The following is a 20,875-nucleotide window of genomic DNA, read 5'->3' on the forward strand; positions in this document are numbered from 1 at the left end:
TTTACAACATTATCGTAAAAAAATGTAATTTTAATATATAAAAAAGTGACTATGCTGATTTATCTCAACATAGTCACTCAGTTTTAATCTAATTTTTGTACTTGGAATAAGTTATAATATGCGCCTTGTTGCTCCATTAGTCGTTGATGTGTACCGGATTCGATAACTTCTCCGTGTTCAATAACGAAAATGTTGTCGGCATGGGTAATTGTAGACAGTCGGTGAGCGATAATTATCGTTGTCCGCTCATGTGCTAAACGGTCAAGCGAGTCTTGAATTAGTGCTTCACTTTCCAGATCGAGTGCAGAAGTCGCCTCATCCAATACTAGAATCGGCGGATTTTTAAGAAATACTCGTGCAATAGCAACTCGCTGCTTCTGCCCGCCTGAAAGTTTGACACCGCGTTCCCCCACTTTCGTGTCATAGCCTTCCGGTAATCCCATTATAAAGTCATGGGCATTCGCCGCTTTGGCAGCAGCAACGATTTCTTCATCAGTCGCGTGCGGATTCCCCATCAAAATATTCTGCTTCACGGAATCACTAAACAAAATATTATCCTGCAATACTATCCCGATTTGTGAGCGTAAAGATTCGATTGTCACGTCTTTAACGTTTTGATCATCAATCTTAACCGCTCCTTCCGTCACATCATAGAAACGCGGAATTAAGCTGACGATTGTTGATTTTCCCCCACCGCTCATACCTACGAAGGCAACAGTTTGTCCAGGTTCAATTGTGAAATCAACTGCATTTAAAATCGTGTTGCCACCTTGATCATATTTGAATGTAACATGATCAAATTGAAGTTTCCCTTTTGCTGCGGGTAACACCATTGCGTTAGGCTTGTTTTGAACTTCATATTTCTCATCCATCAGTTCAAACATACGGTCCATCGAGGCAATTGACTGAGTCAATGTTGTCGATGAACTCACCAATCGGCGAAGCGGTCCATACAAGCGTTCAATATAGGCATAAAACGCAACAAGTACACCGATAGATAAGTCGCCTTGCAAATACTGATAACCTGCATAGCCAATTACGATCAGCGGTGCCATATCTGTAATGGTATTAACGACAGCAAAAGATTTGGCGTTCCAACGTGAATGGTCCAGCGCTTTATTAAGGAACTCTCCGTTCGTTTCATCGAAAATCTTCTGTTCGTGCTTTTCCAATGTAAAACTTTTGATGATGCTCATCCCGGCAACACGTTCATGTAAATAACTTTGAACACCCGCCAGAGCCTGTGAGCGTTCCTTCGTTAAGCTGCGAAGTCTTCCGAAGAAATACTTGACACTAAATGCGTAAAACGGCAGTGCGATAAGCGATACAAGTGTCAACTTTACATCCATTGCAAACATGACACCGATTACGATTAAAATGGTCGCCAAATCGAGCCATAAGTTCATCAATCCGGTCATAACAAAGTTTTTTGTTTGCTCAACATCATTAATGACACGCGAAATAACTTCTCCGGCTCGCGTATTCGCATAATACTTTAAGCTTAGCTTCTGTAAATGGCCATACAATTCTTTACGTATATCAAATAAAATATTATTACTCAAGTTTTGCGCAAAGTATTGGCGGTAATATTCGATTGGTGGTCGAATAACAAAAAACAAGACGAGTGCAATGCCGATCCATGTAAACAACTGGCTTGTTTTTTCTTCTGTAGACATCCCATCATTTAACAATATATCATCGATAATTATTTGCAGGAGCCACGGTAAAAATAGCGGAATCGCAAATTTTAGTATGCCGATTACGATTGTTAAAAATAAAAGCAGTTTATACGGCTTAACGAACCGCATATAACGTTTAATACTATCCAATGCAAAAAACACTTCCCTCCAGAAATTTTGCAACAGCAATTATCATAACATAATTCCCCATTAAATATTTACTCATGTACTTTACCCAAAAGAAAAACACAAGCAACATAAAAAAGTTACTTGTGTCTCATTTACTCTTTATTTGCCTGAATTTCACTTAATAAGAGATACCGATTTGTCCAGGATTCTATGAAATCCGGAGCAAATGGTCCACGGCGTTGTTCAATCCAGCTTACCAATGTTTTAACATTCCGCTGTAAAATTTTATCTATGACTTCAGGGTAGTTCATTTCCAATCTGTGCTGCTCATACTCATCTTCATCCAATAAGGCATGAGTCATATCCGGAAACACTTTTACGTCCAAATCATAGTCAATATACTTTAAGCAGCTGTTATCAAACACAAACGGTGAACTGATGTTGCAATAGTAATACACACCGTCATCACGCAACATACAAATAATATTGAACCAATGCTCAGCATGAAAGTAACAAATCGAGGGCTCACGTGTCAGCCAGGTGCGACCATCCGATTCCGTAACGAGTGTTTTTTCATTTGCACCGATAATAATATTTTTTGTTGCTTTTAATACCATCGTTTCTTGCCAGACACGGTGGATATTACCATTGTGCTTATAACTATGTATTTGGATTTTTTCTCCTTCAACCGGTAATGCCATCATAAAGCCCACCTTTTCGTCTTAGCTAAAAATTCTAGCAGTCTTTATTGTATTATAACAATGCTTTGGCAAAACTTGTAGTTCGAATGCAATTATTTTCAATTTTGCGTGAAAATTATCGCGTATCCTTTATAGTTGCACATATTAAAACTAAGCCAGTTGTTTTATGATTTCCCTACTCCTTCGTTTTAAAACAAAAAAGATGCTCTGAAAGTTTATACCTTCAGAACATCTTTCTGCACTTCCTTAGAAGTTGTTGTTGTTACGTTTCGCGAATTGTGCGTTACGCTGCTCTTGCTCGCGTTGCTGTTTTTGGTTTTGTTGTTGAACTTCATTGAAGTCTTCGTCTAGGCCGAACTCTTCAAGGATATTGTTTTGTCGGTTGTTTTGACGGTTATTTTGTTTTTGGTTTTGGTTTTGATTTTGCTTTTGGTTTTGCTGATCAAATTCGTTGAAGTTTAGTTCTTGACCAAACTCCTCAAAGTTGTTTTGCTGGTTATTGTTATTATTACGTTGGTTTTGTTTATTACGGTTTTGTTCATTGCGACTCATCTTTGTCACCTCCATGACCATTATTGTGGTCTGGTGATAAAAGAATTATGCATTGATTTTTTCCCAGATTTTCAACATCGGTACAGGCATTGGTAATTTGGCAATTTGCTCTTTAGTAAAGAATGCTGTATTTTCCGTATTGCCATTCACTTCAACTGCATCCACTAAATAGCTTTCAATTTGCCATTTCAAATGAGAAAACACATGTTTGAAACTTAAAATCGGTTCCTTAAAATTGTGCTCCAAAGTGACGTTATATTGTTTTTCCACTTTGGTTAAACTACTTTCATCTGTCTGGCGTTCTATCATTACAAACTGCCACATGTTTGCAAGGAGGCCATTTTCCGGACGTTTCTCCATTAAAAAGCGTCCTTCCTGATCACGGATAATATATACATCATAATCAATATTTTTTGTTTTCAGCTTTTTGGATTTAACCGGCAAGCTGGAAGGATCACCTTCATGGAATGCTGTGCAATAATCACGTACCGGGCATAATAGGCATTTTGGTGAAGTTGGGGTACAAATTAGTGCCCCGAGCTCCATCAGTCCTTGATTAAAAGCAGATGTATTTTCAGGATCAATCAGTTCCGTTACTGCCTGTTCAAAAATTTTCTTTGTTTTCGGCAAAGCAATATCTGCATCTATATTTAATACACGACTAAGTACACGCATAACATTTCCATCTACAGCGTGCTCCGGCTTTCCGTAAGCAATACTTAATATTGCTCCTGCTGTATAAGGTCCAACACCTTTAAGCTTTGATATATCGATGCGGTTATCCGGTACTTTCCCGCCGTACACTTCGACTACTTCCCTGACACCTGCTTGCAAATTCCGGACACGGGAATAATACCCTAGTCCTTCCCACATTTTAAGCAGCTCTTCTTCCGGGGAATAGGCTAAGCTTTCCGCTGTCGGGTATTTTTCTATAAAACGGTTGTAATATGGAATGACTGTATCGACTCTTGTTTGCTGCAGCATTACTTCAGACACCCAGATATGATAGGGTTCTTTCGTACGGCGCCAAGGCAAATCTCGTTGTTCTTCCAAAAACCATTGCACTAAAGCCTGGCGAAATTGTTTTGTATATGGATAGTTCACATTGTCCTCCAAAAATTCGATTTTATTTCCTTAAAAAAGGGTATATTATAATGTGGATACTATTGCTAAATTTTTCCGTTCTCGAACGGTTTTAAGATCGAGGGGTTGATACATTTGGATTCAGGCACACATCTCGTCATGGGCATTGCTATCGGAGGCCTAGCACTTGTAGACCCGACTGTCGCAAGTCATTCCATGACCTTTACGGCTGTAATGGCTGGAACGATTATCGGACAACAGGCACCGGATATTGATACGGTTTTAAAACTTCGGAATAATGCGGTTTATATACGCCATCATCGCGGGATTACACATTCAATACCGGCCGTTTTACTATGGCCTCTCTTAATAACAGGTGTACTCGCTCTTATTTTGCCTGATGTCCATCTGTTCAATGTATGGCTATGGACACAGATCGCCGTATTTTTACATGTGTTTGTAGATATTTTCAACGCATACGGCACACAGGCATTGCGTCCGTTTTCAAAAAAGTGGGTTGCACTCGGTGTTATTAATACATTCGATCCGATTATATTTACGTTGCATTGTATCGGTATTTTACTTTGGTTATTAGGGACAGAGCCTGTGCTCACATTTACGGTCATGTATATCATTATTTTCTTCTATTATATTTTACGTTTTGCTCTTCAAAAGGCGGTTAAAAATGCGGTTCATCATGAACTGCAGGACGAAGAATTTGTAATTGTCGCTCCGACAATGCGCTTTTTCCATTGGAAAGTTGCCGCTAAATCTAAAACGCACTTCTATGTCGGCCGTGCCTATCGCAGATCGGTCAATATTTACGATAAGTTCAAAATTGAACCGATTCCGAAAACTGAGCTCGTCGAAAAAGCGATAAAAGATCCAAACTTAGCTGCCTTCTTATCGTTTTCACCACTTTACCGCTGGGAAATTTCAGAGCTTGAAAGCGGCGTAACAGAACTGCGTTTAATCGATTTACGCTATCGCAGTAATGATCGTTACCCTTTCGTTGCTGTCGCCCACTTAGATAAAGAGCTTAACATTGTCAATTCTTATACCGGCTGGATTTTCACAGAAGAAAAATTACAGAAACGACTGCAAATAGGAGCCGGCAATGACTAATAAAAACGGAAAACCACCAGCCCCAACTGGTGGTTTTTTTTATATTGCAATTGCCGTTGAAGCTAAATTATCGCTGAATAATTTTAATTCAAAGTATCATCACTGTCATTTAAAAGTTGCGCATATTTCGGATTTTTTGCCGCAAATAAATGAAGCTTATCACCATAACTTTCAATTAACTGGCTCACCAATTTAGCCGTGTACTCCGAGCCACGGTAATTCGCACCGGCTTTGGCAGATGTGGACTCGAAATCGCTGCACAATAACTCCACCCATGTACGGGCACGACCTGCCGGTAATTTAGGGTTTTTCTCTAATAATTGTTCTGTCAGTCTTTGATATAAATCTTCCATGCTACTTCCCTTCTTTCATTGGACGTAAAATAGAAACTGGTAATGCCTCTTCAAAACGTTCTGATCCTAATCGGTGTCCCCATGCAAAGCGGCCTTTTAAATAATCCACTTGGAAAAACTCACCTGGCGATCCGTTCAAACGATAGATTTCACCTGGAATAATAGTGGATAGATCCACTAAATATGCCTCAGCCATCAATGCTTTACGCTCATAAACAGCGTATTCATTTACAATCCCTAACTGTTCTGCTTTTCTTGCACGTTCTCGTAAATTTGCAATTTCCTGACGTAATTCCTGTTCAGACATTGAACTATATGTTAATTCATTCATTTTGTTGTTGCTCCTTCTGTTCTATATATTCATTGATTTTCTCTATTGGAAAGCCCTTTTGATAAAGTGCCTGCTTAACTTTTTGCCGAAGATCAGACCCTGTCAGTTTGGCTGCATATTTGCGCCAAATTTTTTCGCCTTGAGCTTCTATTAGCTCGGACCATTCGTCTTCATCGCGCTCTAATGTAATCTGGTCGAGTATTTCTTTAACAATCTCATAGGAATACCCTTTACGCAACAGCACATCCTGAATTTTCTGTTTCACTTGTGTCGGCGTTTTGTTTGTATTGGAACGTACGGCTTTTTCCGCCAATTCCATTGCAAGCTTTACCTGTTCATCATGTTCAAATGTCGCCAATACTATCTGCTGCAAATTTTTATCAATCCCTTTTTGCATCAGATCCTGACGAATTGCAGCAGGCCCTTTTTTCGTCGTACGCTTTCTCGTTTCAAGCAATGCTTTTGAATAACTTTCATCATTTAAAAAGCCTAAGCCGGTTAATTTATGAATGGCTTCCTGTACAACAGCTTCCCCATGCCCTGCTTTCAGAAGCTTGGTTTTCACTTCATGTTCACTGCGCATTTGGAAGCTTAAAAAGTTAAGTGCTTTGTTAAACGCTTTTGCAATTTCATCTTCATATTGTATTTCATCTATTTCCATCTGCTCAAGTACTTTGCCTTTTTGCAAACCGAACTTAATAAGAGTGCCTTCATCTACCGCAAAAGCATATTTTTCATTTAAGTATATATTGTAGCGCTCTTGATTGTTTTTTTGACGACCAATTTTTGTAATGATTTGGACTTGCACCGTGTACACCTCACAATAACAATGTACATTCTAGTATACATCTTTTTACTTATAGTTTCATGGAACGGTATACTAATAGAAACAAAAAGACATAAAGGCGGTGTTTGTTATAAAAGTTGCAATTGCAGGCGGTACAGGAATGGTTGGCAGGAGATTGAGTAAACTATTACTTGAACAAGGTCACGAAGTCATCGTTTTGACACGGGGAAAGCCGAAAACAGAAAATAGTATCCATTATGTGCAATGGCTAAATGATGGTGCAACACCGGAGCATCATGTTGAAAATACGGATGCATTCGTAAATTTAGCTGGGGTCTCGCTTAATGAGGGTCGGTGGACAGATGAGCAAAAACAAAAAATCCTCTCAAGCCGTTTGGAGTCTACCGATGAAATCATCCGTATTATTCAAAATGTGAAGCAAAAACCGAAAGTACTCATTAATGCAAGCGCTGTTGGTATTTATCCTGTTTCCGAAACAGCTGTTTATACGGAACAAGCGACCGAAAAAGCATCTGATTTTTTAGGAAGCGTTGTAGCACAGTGGGAAGAAAAAGCAATGCAAGCCCAACAAATGGGCATTCGTACTTGTTTAACCCGTTTTGGCGTTATTTTGGAAAAAGGTGAAGGTGCATTGCCGATGATGGTACTTCCTTATAAACTTGGTGTCGGCGGAACAATTGGCTCAGGTATACAGTGGCTTAGCTGGATTCATGTAGAAGATGTGGCACGTGCCATACTTTTTTCAATAGAAAATGATGCCTTATCAGGGCCAATTAATTTTACGACACCGAATGTAAAACGAATGAAGCAATTTGGGCATTCAATTAGCAAAGCACTGAATCGTCCGCATTGGTTTCCGGTCCCAAGCATTGCTTTAAAACTTGCTCTTGGCGAAAAAAGTATGCTCGTACTGGAAGGTCAGCATGTCGTACCCGAAAAATTACTAAACGCCAATTTTGAATTTAAGTTTGTTTCTGTAGAAAATGCAATTCGTGATCTATATGAATAAAACAATGCTTTTCACGCAACCTACCTTGTAAAAGGAGGTTGCTTTTTCATTGAAAAAACATATTTTAGGGATTAGCTTCGTGTTAATTGCCACATTTATTTCCTTTATATCTGTATCTGTTGCAAAAGCAGAGGAATTTCATTGGGGCTTTAAGCCAAGCCGTAATGGTGCACCTGTAGAAATAGGTGAACCGCTTGAGTCTATGTTAAGTAAATATGGTGCGATTTATAAGGGGAATGAAGAAAAGAAAATTGTTTACTTAACATTCGATAACGGCTATGAAAACGGCTATACCGAGAGTATTTTAAATACTTTGCGGGAAGAAAAAGCTCCAGCCACTTTCTTCTTGACCGGCCACTATTTAACGAGCGCGACCGACTTAGTAAAAACAATGGTGAAAGATGGTCATATTATCGGAAACCATTCATATGGTCATCCGAATATGGCGCGCTTGACCCCTGAAGGCATGAAGAAGGAATGGAAACAGTTTGATGATAAATTAAATGAACTGACTGGTGTCAAACGGACTTATTATGCCCGACCGCCGGAAGGTATATTTAATGAAGAAGTACTGAAAGTCGGAAATGAAGCGGGCTATCGCCATATGTTCTGGTCAATCGCTTTTAAAGACTGGCTGAAGGATGAACGTCGCGGTGCTAAATATGCATATGATGCATTGATGAACCAGCTTCACCCTGGCGCGATTATATTAATGCATACAGTAGCGCAGGATAATGCCGAAGCGTTACCTCAATTTATAAAAGATGCGAAAGCACAAGGCTATACATTTGGCTCTTTGGATGATTTGGTGCTTGAATACGAAAAGATTTCCCCGTATTAGAAAAGTAGCGTTCCTTTCTTTTCATTGTACTTTCCGTTATACTGTAATGATGAAGAAAAGGAAGTGACTCGCACTAAATTTTGGTGCGAGTTACTCTATTTAAAGGACGTGTAAACTTGAGTGAAATTAAAATGGAAGTCGGGCAAAAGTTCCCGTTAACTATAAAGCGCCTCGGTATTAATGGTGAAGGCGTAGGTTTTTATAAACGCAATGTCGTATTCGTAAAAGGTGCGATTCCTGGAGAAGAAGTAACAGTAAAATTAACAAAAGTATCACCAAAATTTGCTGAAGCGGAAATTTTAGCAATACGTAAAGCAAGCGAATTCCGTCAAGAAGCACCTTGCCCTGTGTATTCTGAGTGTGGTGGCTGTCAATTACAGCATATGACTTATGATGCGCAGTTAATGAATAAGCGTGATATTGTCGTACAAGCATTCGAAAAATACGCAAAAGAAATCGGTCAAACTGCTGAAATCCGCCCAACGATCGGAATGGATAATCCTTGGCATTACCGTAACAAATCTCAGTTCCAAGTACGCAAAGAAGGCAAGCGTGTCTATGCAGGTTTATTTGCAGAAGGAACAAACCAGCTACTAAATATAAACGACTGTCTTGTACAACACCCTGTAACTTCAAAGATTACCGTTGCTACTCGTAAAATTTTACAAAAGCTAAATATTCCGATTTACGACGGAAAAACATTAAATGGCTTAGTTCGTACAATTGTTGTCCGTACAGGAATGCGCTCTGGCGAAACACAAGTATGTCTTGTAACAACACGCCGTGAACTGCCTCATAAAGAGGAATTGATTGAACGTATTAAAAAGATTGATCCTTCAATCGTGTCTATTACCCAAAACGTCAACCGCGAGAAAACATCGTTAATATTTGGTCCGGACACTTATATTTTAGATGGAAAAGACGCAATCCATGAAAAGTTGGGCGAATTTGCATTTGATTTATCAACTCGTGCATTCTTCCAGCTTAACCCTGAACAAACAGTACATTTATACAATGAAATTAAAAAAGCCGCAGCACTAACAGGAAAAGAAAATGTTGTCGATGCATACTGTGGTGTTGGGACTATCGGTATGTGGCTGGCAGAAGGTGCCCGTGAAGTGCGTGGTATGGATAATGTCGATGAAGCCATTGCCGATGCGAAGTACAATGCACGTACAAACGATAACCTGCAGCATGTACGTTTCTTCCCAGGCTCTGCCGATAAATGGCTGTTCCGCTGGTCAAAAGAAGATTACCGTCCGGATGTCATTTGTGTGGATCCGCCTCGTACAGGTTTAGAGCCGGGCTTTATTCGAACTGTATTAAAAATCAAACCAAAGCGCTTTGTCTACACATCTTGTAACCCATCAACACTAGCGCGTGATTTAAAAGAATTATCAAAGGCTTACAACGTAGAATATATTCAACCGGTTGATATGTTCCCGCAAACAGCACAGGTAGAATGTGTTGTGAAATTGACTTTAAAAAAATAGTAAAATCTATGTTTTCACCAACCAGATCCCGAAGCAAAACAACACAAAAGCGGCGAACCTTTTTAATAGGGTTGCGCCGCTTTTTTAAAGAATCATTTCAGCAGAACCTCCCCTCATCTATACTTTTCATGTAAAATAGAATTCGCCAGGAGGTATTAATATGAAAAACTTTCTATTTGTCGTGATCACTTTTATAATTTCTTATTGGGCGATTTCATCTTTTGCAGGCTTTATCTTTCCGAGCAATGATGAAAACTCCGCAACTTCAGCAAGCTCACTTCAAGCTGCTGTAACATTTGGTGGTGTAAATTACTTAAATGTGTTCATCTACATAATTTTAGCAATGATTACTACAGCAATAGTCTTCTTTTCAGTAAAAAGCAGACGTTCCAATTAAGAGAACGTCTGCTTTTTATATAGCTGTTTTTTTCGAGTTGCCAAAAAACTGGATGATAACGGCTACTGTCAGAAGCATGACCGAAATCACAAATAAAAACCCGCTGCTCGGGAAAATCTCCAAATATAATCCGCCCAATAGCGGGCCGGTTAAACTGCCTAAGCTGAAGAAAATACCACAAAGCAAGTTCCCTGTCGGCAACAGCTCTTTCGGAGTCAGATCGGTCATATATGTGATACCGAGCGAGAACATCGATCCTACACACATACCTGCCAAAAAGAACATTGCCGCTACATACATTTCGGAATACTCCAAGAAGTTTCCTATTAAGAAAAATATACTTCCGGCGAGCAATCCTGAAACAATGACTTTATGGCGACCAATTTTATCACCTAATGCACCAAGCGGAAACTGCATAACAATCGCACCGATTGAAAAGCCTGCCAAAATTATCGATACATAAGCTACATCAAAATCCTTTCGTAACGCATATACCGGGAATAAAGCATTTAAAGAAGACTCTAAAAATCCATAAACAAACGGTGGTAAAAAGGCAATCCAGCCATATTTTACAGCGAGACTGTAACGCTTGAAACCAGATTCATTCGCATCTCCTGCCAACGCTTCGGGTTTTTCATTTTTCACGAAAAATATTAAAGACCATGCCAATAAACATAAGGCCGAAGAAATAATAAACGGAAAGCTTTCCGAAATTTTAATTAGCGGGACAAACAACGGACCGACTGCAAAGCCTACACCAAAAGATATGCCGTATATTGACATGCTTTTACCTAGTTTATGTGCAGCTGTTGTTGAAGTTATCCAAGTTTGCGTTGAAAAATGCAGTGCATGATCCCCGATGCCAATTAACAGACGAAGAATAAACCAAAACATCACACTTTTCCATAACGGGAATAAAAACAGTGATATGAAAACGAGTGCCCCACCTAATAAAATAATTGGTTTGTAGCCATATTTTCGTAATGGCTGCTCGATAAATGGTGAAATTAATAGTGTTCCTATGTATAACCCTGTTGCATTAAATCCATTGAGCGTTGACGATACGCCATCCCCTTCAAAAATTACTGAAATCAGAGGTAAAAGCATTCCTTGTGAAAAACCTGATATTGATACAATAATTACTAAAATAGCAAATCTGCGCTGTTCATAACTCATTTCAATTATTCTCCCTTAGTTCATACAAAATATCGTATCACAGCTTTTGGAAGAAATAAAAGTAAACTCAAAAACCCTAGCCAACTTTATCTCTAAAAGTCAACTAGGGTTTTAAATATCACTATATTCCATTTCTGCGTTGCGTAAACAATCGTATCGGCAATTAATAGCCGTATATGTTTAAACGTCCTCCTTTTCCTGAGTTTGTCTATACATTCTTTTTCCGACCATCTCCTTCGTATTTAAGTATGAATTTACTTTATCATAACACTTCAATAATGTAAATATTCAAAATTAACAGAATGTTAAAATAATTAACAAGTACTATACAATTTCCTATTTTTTAAAGTTAGATTAATAGAATGGTCCGATATATTCTACAAGTTGTTGTTTAACTTTTAGAAAATAGCGTAGTATAATATTAATAAGTCAATGCAAAAGGAGCATCATACATTATGAAGCCAATTACAAACAAAGAACAACAAGTAACCTATTTAAAAGAACGTCTGGAAATTTTCCTTGAAGTGCTTGATGCAATCGATCCTGAAACAACGGAACTTGAAGATATTGATCGCTTAATTCAAATGATGGATGATTTAGAAGAAAAAATGGACCAATTCCAATCTCGCGAAGAAAAATAGAAAATTCAGCAATGCCTGTACAATAGGTATTGCTTTTTTCGTTTTTTTGACCAATTCTGCTATTATTCGCTGTTATTTCTTTCAATCTGACAACATTCATGTAAGCGCTCTTTTTTTTCCACTTTAAAAGAGTTATAATGTAAGATGGTTTATTAAGAAGGACAACACATTCCCTTTTACGTGGAAGTTTTGTTCTACATTTATATCAAGCTTTTCATTAATTAAAATACACATATTTTTCTGGGGGGAAAAATAAGATGGCATACTTAGAAACTTTAGAAAAAAGTCTTTATTCTTTAGTAACTGAAACATCTACTAACTTACCAAAAGACGTTCGTCGTGCTATTAAAGCTGCAAAAGAAGCAGAAAATGCTGGTACTCGTGCAGCGATGTCTTTAGACACAATCACTACAAATATTGTAATGGCAGAAGACAATGTATCTCCAATTTGTCAAGATACAGGTCTACCAACATTTAAAGTATATACTCCAGTTGGCGTAAACCAAATCGAAATTAAAAAAGCAATCCAAACTGCAATTGCTGCAGCTACAGGTGATGCAAAATTACGTCCAAACTCAGTTGATTCATTAACTGGTAAAAACTCTGGAACAAACATTGGTGCTGGTCTTCCGGTAATCAAGTTTGAGCAATGGGAAAATGATTATATTACAGTGAAGCTTATTTTAAAAGGCGGCGGCTGTGAAAACAAAAATATCCAATATTCTTTACCTACAGAATTGGAAGGTTTAGGTCGTGCCGGTCGTGACTTAGACGGTATCCGTAAATGTATTTTACACTCTGTATGGCAAGCACAAGGACAAGGCTGTTCTGCTGGTTTCATCGGTGTTGGTATCGGTGGTGACCGCTCTTCAGGTTATGATCTTGCAAAAGAGCAATTGTTCCGTCACGTTGATGATGTGAATCCAATCGAAGACTTAGCAAAACTAGAAAAGTATATTGTAGAAAAATCAAATACATTCGGTGTTGGTACAATGGGCTTCGGCGGTGAAGCGACATTATTAGGATGTAAAATCGGTGTAATGGACCGTTTACCGGCTTCATTCTTCGTATCTGTAGCGTACAACTGTTGGGCTTACCGTCGTATGGCAATCGATATCGATCCAGCGACTGGTGAAATCACTAACTGGCACTACCAAGAAGGTGAGAAAATCACTTTCCGCGATGAAGAAAAACAAGACAACTCAGACAACAAAGTAGTTGAATTAGTTGCACCAATTACTGAAGAAAAAATTCGTTCACTTAAAGTTGGCGATGTAGTAAAAATTTCAGGCCGTATGTACACTGGTCGCGACGCAATCCACCACCACTTAATCGGTGAAGGTGTAGAAGCGCCAGTAGACTTAGATGGTCAAATTATTTACCACTGCGGACCAGTAATGGCTAAAGACGAAGCAGGCAACTGGGTTGTTAAAGCTGCCGGTCCAACAACTTCAATTCGTGAGGAGCCATACCAAGGCGATATCATGAAAAAATTCGGTATCCGCGCTGTTATGGGTAAAGGCGGTATGGGTCCAAAAACACTTAAAGCTTTATCAGAACACGGTGGCGTTTACTTAAACGCAATCGGTGGTGCTGCTCAATACTATGCAGACTGCATTAAATCAGTTGACGGCGTTGACTTAATGGAATTCGGTATTCCAGAAGCAATGTGGCATTTAACAGTAAAAGACTTTACAGCAGTTGTAACGATGGACTCTCATGGAAACTCATTACATGCTGATGTTGAGAAATCTTCTTTAGATAAACTAGCGATGCATGCAGAGCGTGTATTCTAATAGATAAGAAAAAACGGCTTCAACCGCTAAAGGTTGAAGCCGTTTTTTTATCTCGTTTCAAATTACATATTATTCTAACTATTCTTTTTATTGGTATGCTATACTATTTTTTATATAAGGTATAGGTGGTGTTTTATGTTCTATATTATGATACTGATCAATGCAATATTTATAGCTGCTCAAATACACGTGAGCAAAAAATATCAGTATAGGCGTAGTTTACTCGTTGCTCTTTTATATACGCTTTACGTTAGTATTATTTTTCCTTATGTAACTTTTGAATTTATATATATCTATCTTTCAGTAATGCTTTGGCTATTTTTCTTCGCATGTTTTTTTATGCGAGATCGACTGTTTGATTATAAAAAGAGGCCGGGACATAAGTAGAATTATTGTTAAATAAAAGGAAAGCCTTTATTAAGAAATGGATATATTGCAAAATTGATTGGAATGGAGGGCGACTCCTGCGGGAATAGCGTGACGCCTGAGACTACAGGCTCAGGCCACGCCCGCGGAAAGCGTCCCGGAATGGAAATCAATTTTAACGCTCAGCAAAAAAAAGCTATTTTTCTCTCAGAGAAAAATAGCTTTTTTGGGTTATGTCCCAGTCTCTTTTAACTATTATTGAACTAATTGTTTATCGGCTGATTCATTGTAGATTGTTGTATCGAGCTCTTTTGTTGCACGGCTTGATACGACACCCGAAACCATTGACCCGCTTACATTAAGCGCTGTACGACCCATGTCGATCAAAGGTTCTACCGAAATTAAAACACCTGCTAAAGCAATCGGTAAGTCCATTGCAGATAATACGATAATGGCTGCGAATGTCGCACCACCACCTACACCTGCTACACCAAACGAACTAATCGCCACAATTAAAATCAATGTTGCGATAAAGCCAGGTGTTAACGGATCGATACCAACTGTCGGTGCAATCATTACGGCCAACATTGCCGGATATACACCCGCACAACCGTTTTGCCCGATTGAAAGACCAAATGAGGCAGCAAAGTTGGCAATACCATCTGGAACACCAAGACGCTTAGTCTGTGTTTGAATATTTAACGGTAATGCCCCTGCACTTGAACGTGAAGTAAAGGCAAACAGTAATACTTCTGCTGTTTTCTTCACATAAGTCAATGGGCTTAAACCTGTTAATGAAACAATGATTAAATGCAGGATGAACATAGCGATCAATGCCACATATGAAGCAAGGATGAATTTACCTAAATCCATTATCGCTCCAAAATCACTTGTTGCAACTGTACGTGCCATAATGGCAGCTACACCATATGGAGTCAAACGTAAAATAATTCGGACAACACCCATAATTAAACCGTAAAGTGCATCGACACCTTTTTTAACATTTGCCGCCGTTTCTTCTTCTTTTCGACGGAGTGTTAAATAACTAAATCCTAAAAATGCCGCAAAAATCACAACCCCAATTGTTGATGTTGCACGTGATCCTGTTAAATCCGCAAATGGATTCGCAGGAAACATCGATAAGATCTGTTCCGGTAAAGGTGTCACTTCCGCCGAACGCTCAACCAATGACTCCCCACGAGCTATTTCGGCCTCACCTTGCATAATTTGAGATGCATCTAAATCAAACAGAACTGTTGATGTAATACCTAAACCAGCTGCAACAGCAGTCGTACCGATCAATACCGATAAAATAACTGCTGCTGACTTCCCTAAGTTTTTACCAAATGTAACTTTTGTAAATGCCGCTAATATTGAAATGAATACTAAAGGCATCGCAATCATCTGAAGTAATTTTACATAGCCGGTACCGACGATGTTATACCATGGAACAGTTTCATTAATGGCATCTGCTCCCGCCCCATAAGCAATTTGTAAAACGGCCCCAAGCAAAATACCTAATCCTAAGGCGATAAAAACACGATTCGAAAACTTAACATGCTTCGTTTTAAGGAAGTATAAAAACGCAATTACGACTAATAGCAAAGCAATATTAAGCAATACGTATAAATCCAAAGTAAACTCCTCCTATTTAATAAATGTACTTCACTATATTACTCTATAATCCTTATAAGTCAAGTTGGCATTATTTTTTTTAATTCTCTATTGTATGTTATTTACAAAATAAGTTTCCTATATTATAATTATTCTAAATAAGAAATCATTCTAAACTAATTGAAATTCATTATCAGTCCTTATCAATATTAATAATCATTATCAAGGAGGTATTTATGAATAATTCTAATCGAGAAAACTTATCATTAAATGAGAAAATCTTAGAACATAAAGAATTAATTGCTGCATTAGTATCCGGTTTTATCATTTTGCTCGCGTGGCGAATGGAATCTACAGAACAGACGACAGCTGCCATAATAGCCTATTTAACAGCATTTTTTATCGGTGGCTATGCAAAAGCAAAAGAAGGTATTGAAGATACAATTGAAGATAAGTCTTTAAATGTCGAAATTTTAATGATTATCGCTGCCATTGGTTCAGCCATTATCGGTTACTGGATGGAAGGTGCCGTATTAATCTTTATTTTTGCCTTAAGTGGTGCACTTGAAACATATGCAATGAATAAAAATAATCGTGAAATCTCTTCATTAATGGAGTTACAGCCAGAAGAAGCATGGCTTGTACGAGGCGGATTTGAACCGATTAAAGTTTCTGTAAAAGACCTAAAGGTGAACGACCATATTCTAGTAAAGCCCGGCGAACGTATTCCGGCAGATGGCGAAATTTTCAAAGGTGTCTCAACGGTCGATGAGGCAGCGATTACCGGTGAATCAATGCCGATCACAAAAAATGTAGGGAATGAAGTTTTTGCAGGGACAGTAAATTTAAACAGTGTATTAACTGTAAAAGTAACGAAACCTAGCACCGAAACGGTATTCCAAAAAATCATTACACTTGTTCAATCTGCACATAGTGAAAAATCACCTTCACAACAGTTTATTGAACGTTTTGAAAGTGTTTATGTAAAGGCGGTATTATTGGCCGTAGCACTGATGATGTTTTTACCGCACTATTTACTAGGCTGGGACTGGACGACAACTCTATACCGCGCGATGGTGCTGCTAGTTGTTGCATCTCCTTGTGCGTTAGTTGCTTCTATTATGCCCGCTACCCTTTCAGCAATTTCTAATGGGGCAAGAAACGGAATTCTTGTTAAAGGCGGTGTGCATTTAGAACATTTAAGTGCTATCCGTGTATTAGCTGTCGATAAGACCGGTACATTAACACAAGGAACACCGGTTGTGACGGATTTTATCGTACGTGATGAGTTAGACAAACAACAGACGTTGGCTTTAATTGCAGGCATCGAGGAACAATCAAACCACCCCCTTGCACAGGCAATCAACGCATTTGCCAAAAAGCAGAATGTTATCCCACCGCACAATATTACTATTGAAGATATTCCGGGTTACGGGATGAAAGCGCAGTTTAATGAACAGTCCTATATAATCGGGAAACCTGATTTCGTAGGAGCCGGTTTGGCAAATCAATTTGCGGATGGAGCACTCGAACAATTAGCGAATGAAGGTAAAACAGTTGTCTTCCTGAAAGATCATCAGGGCATCGCAGCACTGATCGCCCTAAAAGATGTCGTTCGGGACGAGGCGAAAAAAGCGGTAGCCGCACTGCAAGAACTTGGAATTAATGTCGCGATGCTGACTGGGGACAATGAAACAACCGCAAAAGCGATCGCAAAAGAAGCAGGCGTTTCCACTTATGTAGCGGAGTGCTTGCCGGAAACGAAAGTCGAGCATATTAAACAATATCAAAAAACTTCCGGCCATGTCGGAATGGTTGGCGATGGTATTAATGATGCACCTGCTCTGGCAACTGCCTCCATCGGTATAGCAATGGGCGGCGGTACAGATGTGGCACTCGAAACAGCGGATGTCATTTTAATGAAAAATGACTTATCCAAAATTGCCCATGCGGTTAAGCTTTCTCGAAAAATGCAGCGTATCGTAAAACAAAACATTATTTTTTCATTAACAGTAATTGCACTGCTGATCATTTCGAACTTTTTCCAAGCGATCAGCCTTCCGATAGGCGTTATCGGTCATGAAGGCAGTACGATTTTAGTTATTTTAAATGGATTACGTATGCTGAGTAAAAATGTTTAATCCAACATTAAAAGGTGCATCCCATTCACAGGATGCACCTTTTTGCTTTTTCTATTAAACTAATACAAACCATAAAGCCATTGTTACAATAATTGTCGTCAATCCCATCAGCAATGTTGCCATCGTTTGCGCTTTATAGGCATCCGTTACTTTCATTCCGCTGTATTGTGTAATGACCCAGAAGAAACTGTCGTTTACATGGCTTACTGTCATTGCTCCTGCACCGATCGCCATGACAACTAAAGCTAGCGGTACTGCCCCTTCGATTCCTAAAGTCGGTAGCATCGGTGCAATTAAAGAAGATGTAATAACAATTGCTGCTGTTGAAGAACCTTGCGCTGTCTTTAACGCTGCGGCAATTAAAAACGGAATTAATAAAAATAATGCACCTGTTGCCAATGCACCTAAATCCATTTCCTGCAATTTATCACCGACACCTGTATTTTTTATAACCGTACCAAATGCCCCACCGGCACCTGTTATTAATAAAATTGGTGCTGCTTCTTTTAATGCTTCACCAATCCAGTTTGATAATGTTTCTTCACTCAGTTCAGGCAATAGTAAAAATGCAGCAAATACCCCTAGTATAAGTGCTACTGTAGGTGAACCGAGGAATCTGAAGAACATATTAACCCCTGCTTCCGGATCGCCAACTAATGCAGCAATTGAACCAGCACCGATCAACACAATCGGTAACACAATCGGTAAGAATGATTTAAATGTAGAAGGCATTTTACCAAACGATTTTATAATATCCTCATAATCTAATGCCGGTTCATCATCTGCATCAACCCGGATTTTTGAGGCTACTTTCGTTGCCCAAATATAACCTACAATTGTTGCTGGTATGGCAACGATTAATCCCATTAAAATAATTGTCCCTAAATAATCTGTCGCACCAATATTACCTGCAGCCGCAATCGGGCCTGGTGTAGGCGGTACAAGCACGTGTGTTGCATATAAACCAGTAGCTAAAGCAACTGCCATTGAAGCAATTGTTACGCCTGCACGTTTAGCGAGCGCTTTCTTTAAACTCGTTAGAATAATATAACCCGAATCGCAAAATACCGGGATAGATACAATATAGCCAATGATCGACATCGCTAATTGCGGTCGTTTCGGTCCGATCACCCTTAATACGACTTCGGCCATACGAAATGCAGCACCGGATCTTTCTAATATAACTCCGATAATCGTACCTGCTACGATAACGATACCGATACTCGTCATCAAGCCTCCAAAACCTGTGTTAATACTCTCTACAACTGTCAATAAAGGCATACCTGCTGCAATACCGACAAAGAATGAACTAATTAATAATGCAAGAAAAGGATGCAGCTTTAGTTTTGCGGTTGCAAAGACAATGAACAACACACCAATCAGAATAATTAGAAACAACATTTCTTCCCCACTCCTTTATAGTAATCTTTTTATTAAATCCATAACCTTTTGATTCAAATAGAAGCTTGGATTATTCAATGATTGCTCCACTGAAATTTCTTCACTCACAATGCTTTCAACCTGATGAAAATAGGTTTTTAGTATATGGGAATTTTCCACCATTCCTGAAAGCAAAATAGTAGGAACACCTTGTTCTTGAGCCAGTTTAGCAACCCCTATTGGAGCTTTTCCGGAAAGTGTCTGTTCATCCGATTTCCCTTCACCTGTTATGACGTAATCCGCATATTCCAGATGAGTTGAAAACTGCACTGCTTCCAGCACAATATCTACACCAGGCTTAAATTGGTGCGGAAAAAATGCCATAAACGCTGATCCAATTCCTCCCGCCGCACCAGCTCCTGCACAATGCCGAACTGTTACGTTTTGCTGTGACTCGATTATCGTAATATAATGTTCTAGATTTTGATCAAATATATTAATATTACTCGGTTTTACTCCTTTTTGTGGTCCGAATACAGAAGTAGCCCCATTTGAACCGATTAACGGATTATCTACATCACAGGCAATCATGAATGTACTTTCAGAGATTCTTGTATCGAAACTAGACAGATCAATTTTCTCGAGTTCCTTAAATTGAAAAACATCGTTTAAAATTTCATTACCATCTTTCCCAATGAACTTCATACCAAGTGCCCTTAGCATTCCTTGGCCACCATCATTTGTAGCGCTACCCCCGATGCCAATTATGAAGTGACGATATCCTGAATCCATTGCATGCTGTATAAGTTGACCCGTTCCATAGGTTGTCGCAAAACGGGGATTTTTTTCTTTTTCATCGATAAGCGTTAAGCCTGAAGCTTGAGCCATCTCTATTACACAAGTTATTCCGTCACCGAGTACTCCATATTTAGCTTCAATCAGTTTCCCTAAAGGATTTTGAACAGTTGCTGTCAAATACTTACCTTTTGTCGCTTTGACTAATGCATCAAGTGTTCCTTCACCGCCATCCGCAATCGGTAAACATATCGTTTCAATGTTACTGTCCACCCTTTTAATCGCTTCCTTTATAACTGTTGTAACTTCTCCTGAAGTCAATGTTCCTTTAAAGGAATCCGGGCTTATAATAATCTTCATATGATTCCTCCTTTACATGAATAAAGCGCTTACAAAGATTATAGTGATAAAATTCTGAATTTACTTTATACTTGTTGTATAATTTTTTTATAAATATTACTTTAT

19 protein-coding genes are annotated in these 20,875 nt (G+C 38.9%); 8 read left to right on the forward strand and 11 right to left on the reverse strand.

Annotated features, from left to right (window positions below; genetic code table 11):
* Positions 1 to 83: 83 nt before the first annotated feature.
* From MKY51_RS15210 to mutY, 4 genes are all read right to left on the reverse strand, one after another.
* Positions 84 to 1,808, reverse strand: a complete 1,725-nt coding sequence (locus tag MKY51_RS15210; protein ID WP_339176653.1) for an ABC transporter ATP-binding protein — start codon at positions 1,806 to 1,808, stop codon at positions 84 to 86.
* A 152-nt stretch (positions 1,809 to 1,960) separates the two neighbouring features.
* Positions 1,961 to 2,509: a DUF402 domain-containing protein gene (locus tag MKY51_RS15215; protein WP_339173590.1), complete on the reverse strand. Its 549-nt coding sequence runs from the start codon at positions 2,507 to 2,509 to the stop codon at positions 1,961 to 1,963.
* Between the two features lie 246 nt (positions 2,510 to 2,755).
* Positions 2,756 to 3,061, reverse strand: coding sequence for a hypothetical protein (locus MKY51_RS15220; protein ID WP_339173593.1), 306 nt, complete (start codon positions 3,059 to 3,061; stop codon positions 2,756 to 2,758).
* Positions 3,062 to 3,106: 45 nt separating this feature from the next.
* Entirely contained in the window at positions 3,107 to 4,165 is a 1,059-nt protein-coding gene (mutY, locus tag MKY51_RS15225; protein WP_339173595.1) for an A/G-specific adenine glycosylase, read from the reverse strand.
* Positions 4,166 to 4,279: 114 nt separating this feature from the next.
* On the opposite strand from mutY, the gene MKY51_RS15230 reads away from it, so the two are divergent.
* Positions 4,280 to 5,269, forward strand: coding sequence for a metal-dependent hydrolase (locus tag MKY51_RS15230; RefSeq protein ID WP_339173597.1), 990 nt, complete (start codon positions 4,280 to 4,282; stop codon positions 5,267 to 5,269).
* A gap of 83 nt (positions 5,270 to 5,352) precedes the next feature.
* On the opposite strand, the gene MKY51_RS15235 is transcribed toward MKY51_RS15230, so the two are convergent.
* Genes MKY51_RS15235 through recX form a run of 3 tightly spaced genes read right to left on the reverse strand, consistent with a single transcriptional unit; the run spans position 5,353 to position 6,761 of the window.
* Positions 5,353 to 5,622 (reverse strand): YfhJ family protein, encoded by a 270-nt coding sequence (locus MKY51_RS15235; RefSeq protein ID WP_339173599.1) that lies wholly within the window; start codon positions 5,620 to 5,622, stop codon positions 5,353 to 5,355.
* Position 5,623: 1 nt separating this feature from the next.
* A complete protein-coding gene (locus MKY51_RS15240) occupies positions 5,624 to 5,953 on the reverse strand; it encodes a YfhH family protein (RefSeq protein WP_079523624.1) in 330 nt (109 codons plus the stop codon).
* Complete coding sequence (recX, locus tag MKY51_RS15245) at positions 5,946 to 6,761, reverse strand: recombination regulator RecX (protein ID WP_339173605.1); 816 nt, start codon at positions 6,759 to 6,761, stop codon at positions 5,946 to 5,948. The genes MKY51_RS15240 and recX overlap by 8 nt, the downstream gene beginning before the upstream one ends.
* A 109-nt stretch (positions 6,762 to 6,870) precedes the next feature.
* Here recX and MKY51_RS15250 point away from each other — a divergent pair, with 109 nt between their 5' ends.
* From MKY51_RS15250 to MKY51_RS15265, 4 genes are all read left to right on the forward strand, one after another.
* Positions 6,871 to 7,770 (forward strand): TIGR01777 family oxidoreductase, encoded by a 900-nt coding sequence (locus MKY51_RS15250; RefSeq protein ID WP_339176655.1) that lies wholly within the window; start codon positions 6,871 to 6,873, stop codon positions 7,768 to 7,770.
* Positions 7,771 to 7,819: 49 nt separating this feature from the next.
* The gene (locus MKY51_RS15255; RefSeq protein ID WP_339173607.1) at positions 7,820 to 8,611 is read left to right on the forward strand and encodes a polysaccharide deacetylase family protein; all 792 of its coding nucleotides are present in this window, start codon (positions 7,820 to 7,822) and stop codon (positions 8,609 to 8,611) included.
* A gap of 131 nt (positions 8,612 to 8,742) precedes the next feature.
* On the forward strand, positions 8,743 to 10,104 hold the full coding sequence (rlmD, locus tag MKY51_RS15260) for a 23S rRNA (uracil(1939)-C(5))-methyltransferase RlmD (protein WP_339176656.1): 1,362 nt from the start codon (positions 8,743 to 8,745) through the stop codon (positions 10,102 to 10,104).
* A 160-nt stretch (positions 10,105 to 10,264) separates the two neighbouring features.
* Positions 10,265 to 10,501, forward strand: coding sequence for a carboxypeptidase (locus MKY51_RS15265; protein ID WP_339173610.1), 237 nt, complete (start codon positions 10,265 to 10,267; stop codon positions 10,499 to 10,501).
* A 15-nt stretch (positions 10,502 to 10,516) separates the two neighbouring features.
* On the opposite strand, the gene MKY51_RS15270 is transcribed toward MKY51_RS15265, so the two are convergent.
* Positions 10,517 to 11,677, reverse strand: a complete 1,161-nt coding sequence (locus MKY51_RS15270; RefSeq protein WP_339173612.1) for an MFS transporter — start codon at positions 11,675 to 11,677, stop codon at positions 10,517 to 10,519.
* A gap of 452 nt (positions 11,678 to 12,129) precedes the next feature.
* Here MKY51_RS15270 and MKY51_RS15275 point away from each other — a divergent pair, with 452 nt between their 5' ends.
* Both MKY51_RS15275 and MKY51_RS15280 read left to right on the forward strand, forming a co-directional pair.
* A complete protein-coding gene (locus tag MKY51_RS15275) occupies positions 12,130 to 12,318 on the forward strand; it encodes an SE1561 family protein (protein ID WP_339176658.1) in 189 nt (62 codons plus the stop codon).
* A gap of 257 nt (positions 12,319 to 12,575) precedes the next feature.
* Positions 12,576 to 14,114 (forward strand): fumarate hydratase, encoded by a 1,539-nt coding sequence (locus MKY51_RS15280; protein WP_339173614.1) that lies wholly within the window; start codon positions 12,576 to 12,578, stop codon positions 14,112 to 14,114.
* Between the two features lie 621 nt (positions 14,115 to 14,735).
* Here MKY51_RS15280 and MKY51_RS15285 read toward each other — a convergent pair.
* On the reverse strand, positions 14,736 to 16,115 hold the full coding sequence (locus MKY51_RS15285; protein ID WP_339173616.1) for an L-cystine transporter: 1,380 nt from the start codon (positions 16,113 to 16,115) through the stop codon (positions 14,736 to 14,738).
* Positions 16,116 to 16,330: 215 nt separating this feature from the next.
* Here MKY51_RS15285 and MKY51_RS15290 point away from each other — a divergent pair, with 215 nt between their 5' ends.
* Complete coding sequence (locus MKY51_RS15290) at positions 16,331 to 18,235, forward strand: heavy metal translocating P-type ATPase (RefSeq protein ID WP_339173618.1); 1,905 nt, start codon at positions 16,331 to 16,333, stop codon at positions 18,233 to 18,235.
* Between the two features lie 54 nt (positions 18,236 to 18,289).
* On the opposite strand, the gene MKY51_RS15295 is transcribed toward MKY51_RS15290, so the two are convergent.
* Together MKY51_RS15295 and MKY51_RS15300 are read right to left on the reverse strand one after the other, a co-directional pair.
* Positions 18,290 to 19,636 carry a GntP family permease gene (locus MKY51_RS15295; protein WP_339173620.1) on the reverse strand — a complete coding sequence of 449 codons (1,347 nt, stop codon included), beginning with the start codon at positions 19,634 to 19,636 and terminating at the stop codon, positions 18,290 to 18,292.
* A gap of 15 nt (positions 19,637 to 19,651) precedes the next feature.
* Entirely contained in the window at positions 19,652 to 20,770 is a 1,119-nt protein-coding gene (locus MKY51_RS15300) for a glycerate kinase (RefSeq protein WP_339173622.1), read from the reverse strand.
* Positions 20,771 to 20,875: the final 105 nt, after the last annotated feature.

The organism is Solibacillus sp. FSL R5-0691 (assembly GCF_037974225.1).
Lineage (GTDB): Bacteria > Bacillota > Bacilli > Bacillales_A > Planococcaceae > Solibacillus.

What these genes read in the sequence shown, in the direction of transcription:
- MKY51_RS15220 (WP_339173593.1), bottom strand. Translation starts at nt 3,061, where the DNA reads ATGAGTCGCAATGAACAAAACCGTAATAAACAAAACCAACGTAATAAT.
- MKY51_RS15300 (WP_339173622.1), bottom strand. Translation starts at nt 20,770, where the DNA reads ATGAAGATTATTATAAGCCCGGATTCCTTTAAAGGAACATTGACTTCA.
- MKY51_RS15215 (WP_339173590.1), bottom strand. Translation starts at nt 2,509, where the DNA reads ATGGCATTACCGGTTGAAGGAGAAAAAATCCAAATACATAGTTATAAG.
- MKY51_RS15235 (WP_339173599.1), bottom strand. Translation starts at nt 5,622, where the DNA reads ATGGAAGATTTATATCAAAGACTGACAGAACAATTATTAGAGAAAAAC.
- MKY51_RS15240 (WP_079523624.1), bottom strand. Translation starts at nt 5,953, where the DNA reads ATGAATGAATTAACATATAGTTCAATGTCTGAACAGGAATTACGTCAG.
- MKY51_RS15265 (WP_339173610.1), top strand. Translation starts at nt 10,265, where the DNA reads ATGAAAAACTTTCTATTTGTCGTGATCACTTTTATAATTTCTTATTGG.
- MKY51_RS15210 (WP_339176653.1), bottom strand. Translation starts at nt 1,808, where the DNA reads ATGCGGTTCGTTAAGCCGTATAAACTGCTTTTATTTTTAACAATCGTA.
- MKY51_RS15270 (WP_339173612.1), bottom strand. Translation starts at nt 11,677, where the DNA reads ATGAGTTATGAACAGCGCAGATTTGCTATTTTAGTAATTATTGTATCA.
- rlmD (WP_339176656.1), top strand. Translation starts at nt 8,743, where the DNA reads ATGGAAGTCGGGCAAAAGTTCCCGTTAACTATAAAGCGCCTCGGTATT.
- MKY51_RS15295 (WP_339173620.1), bottom strand. Translation starts at nt 19,636, where the DNA reads ATGTTGTTTCTAATTATTCTGATTGGTGTGTTGTTCATTGTCTTTGCA.
- MKY51_RS15290 (WP_339173618.1), top strand. Translation starts at nt 16,331, where the DNA reads ATGAATAATTCTAATCGAGAAAACTTATCATTAAATGAGAAAATCTTA.
- MKY51_RS15280 (WP_339173614.1), top strand. Translation starts at nt 12,576, where the DNA reads ATGGCATACTTAGAAACTTTAGAAAAAAGTCTTTATTCTTTAGTAACT.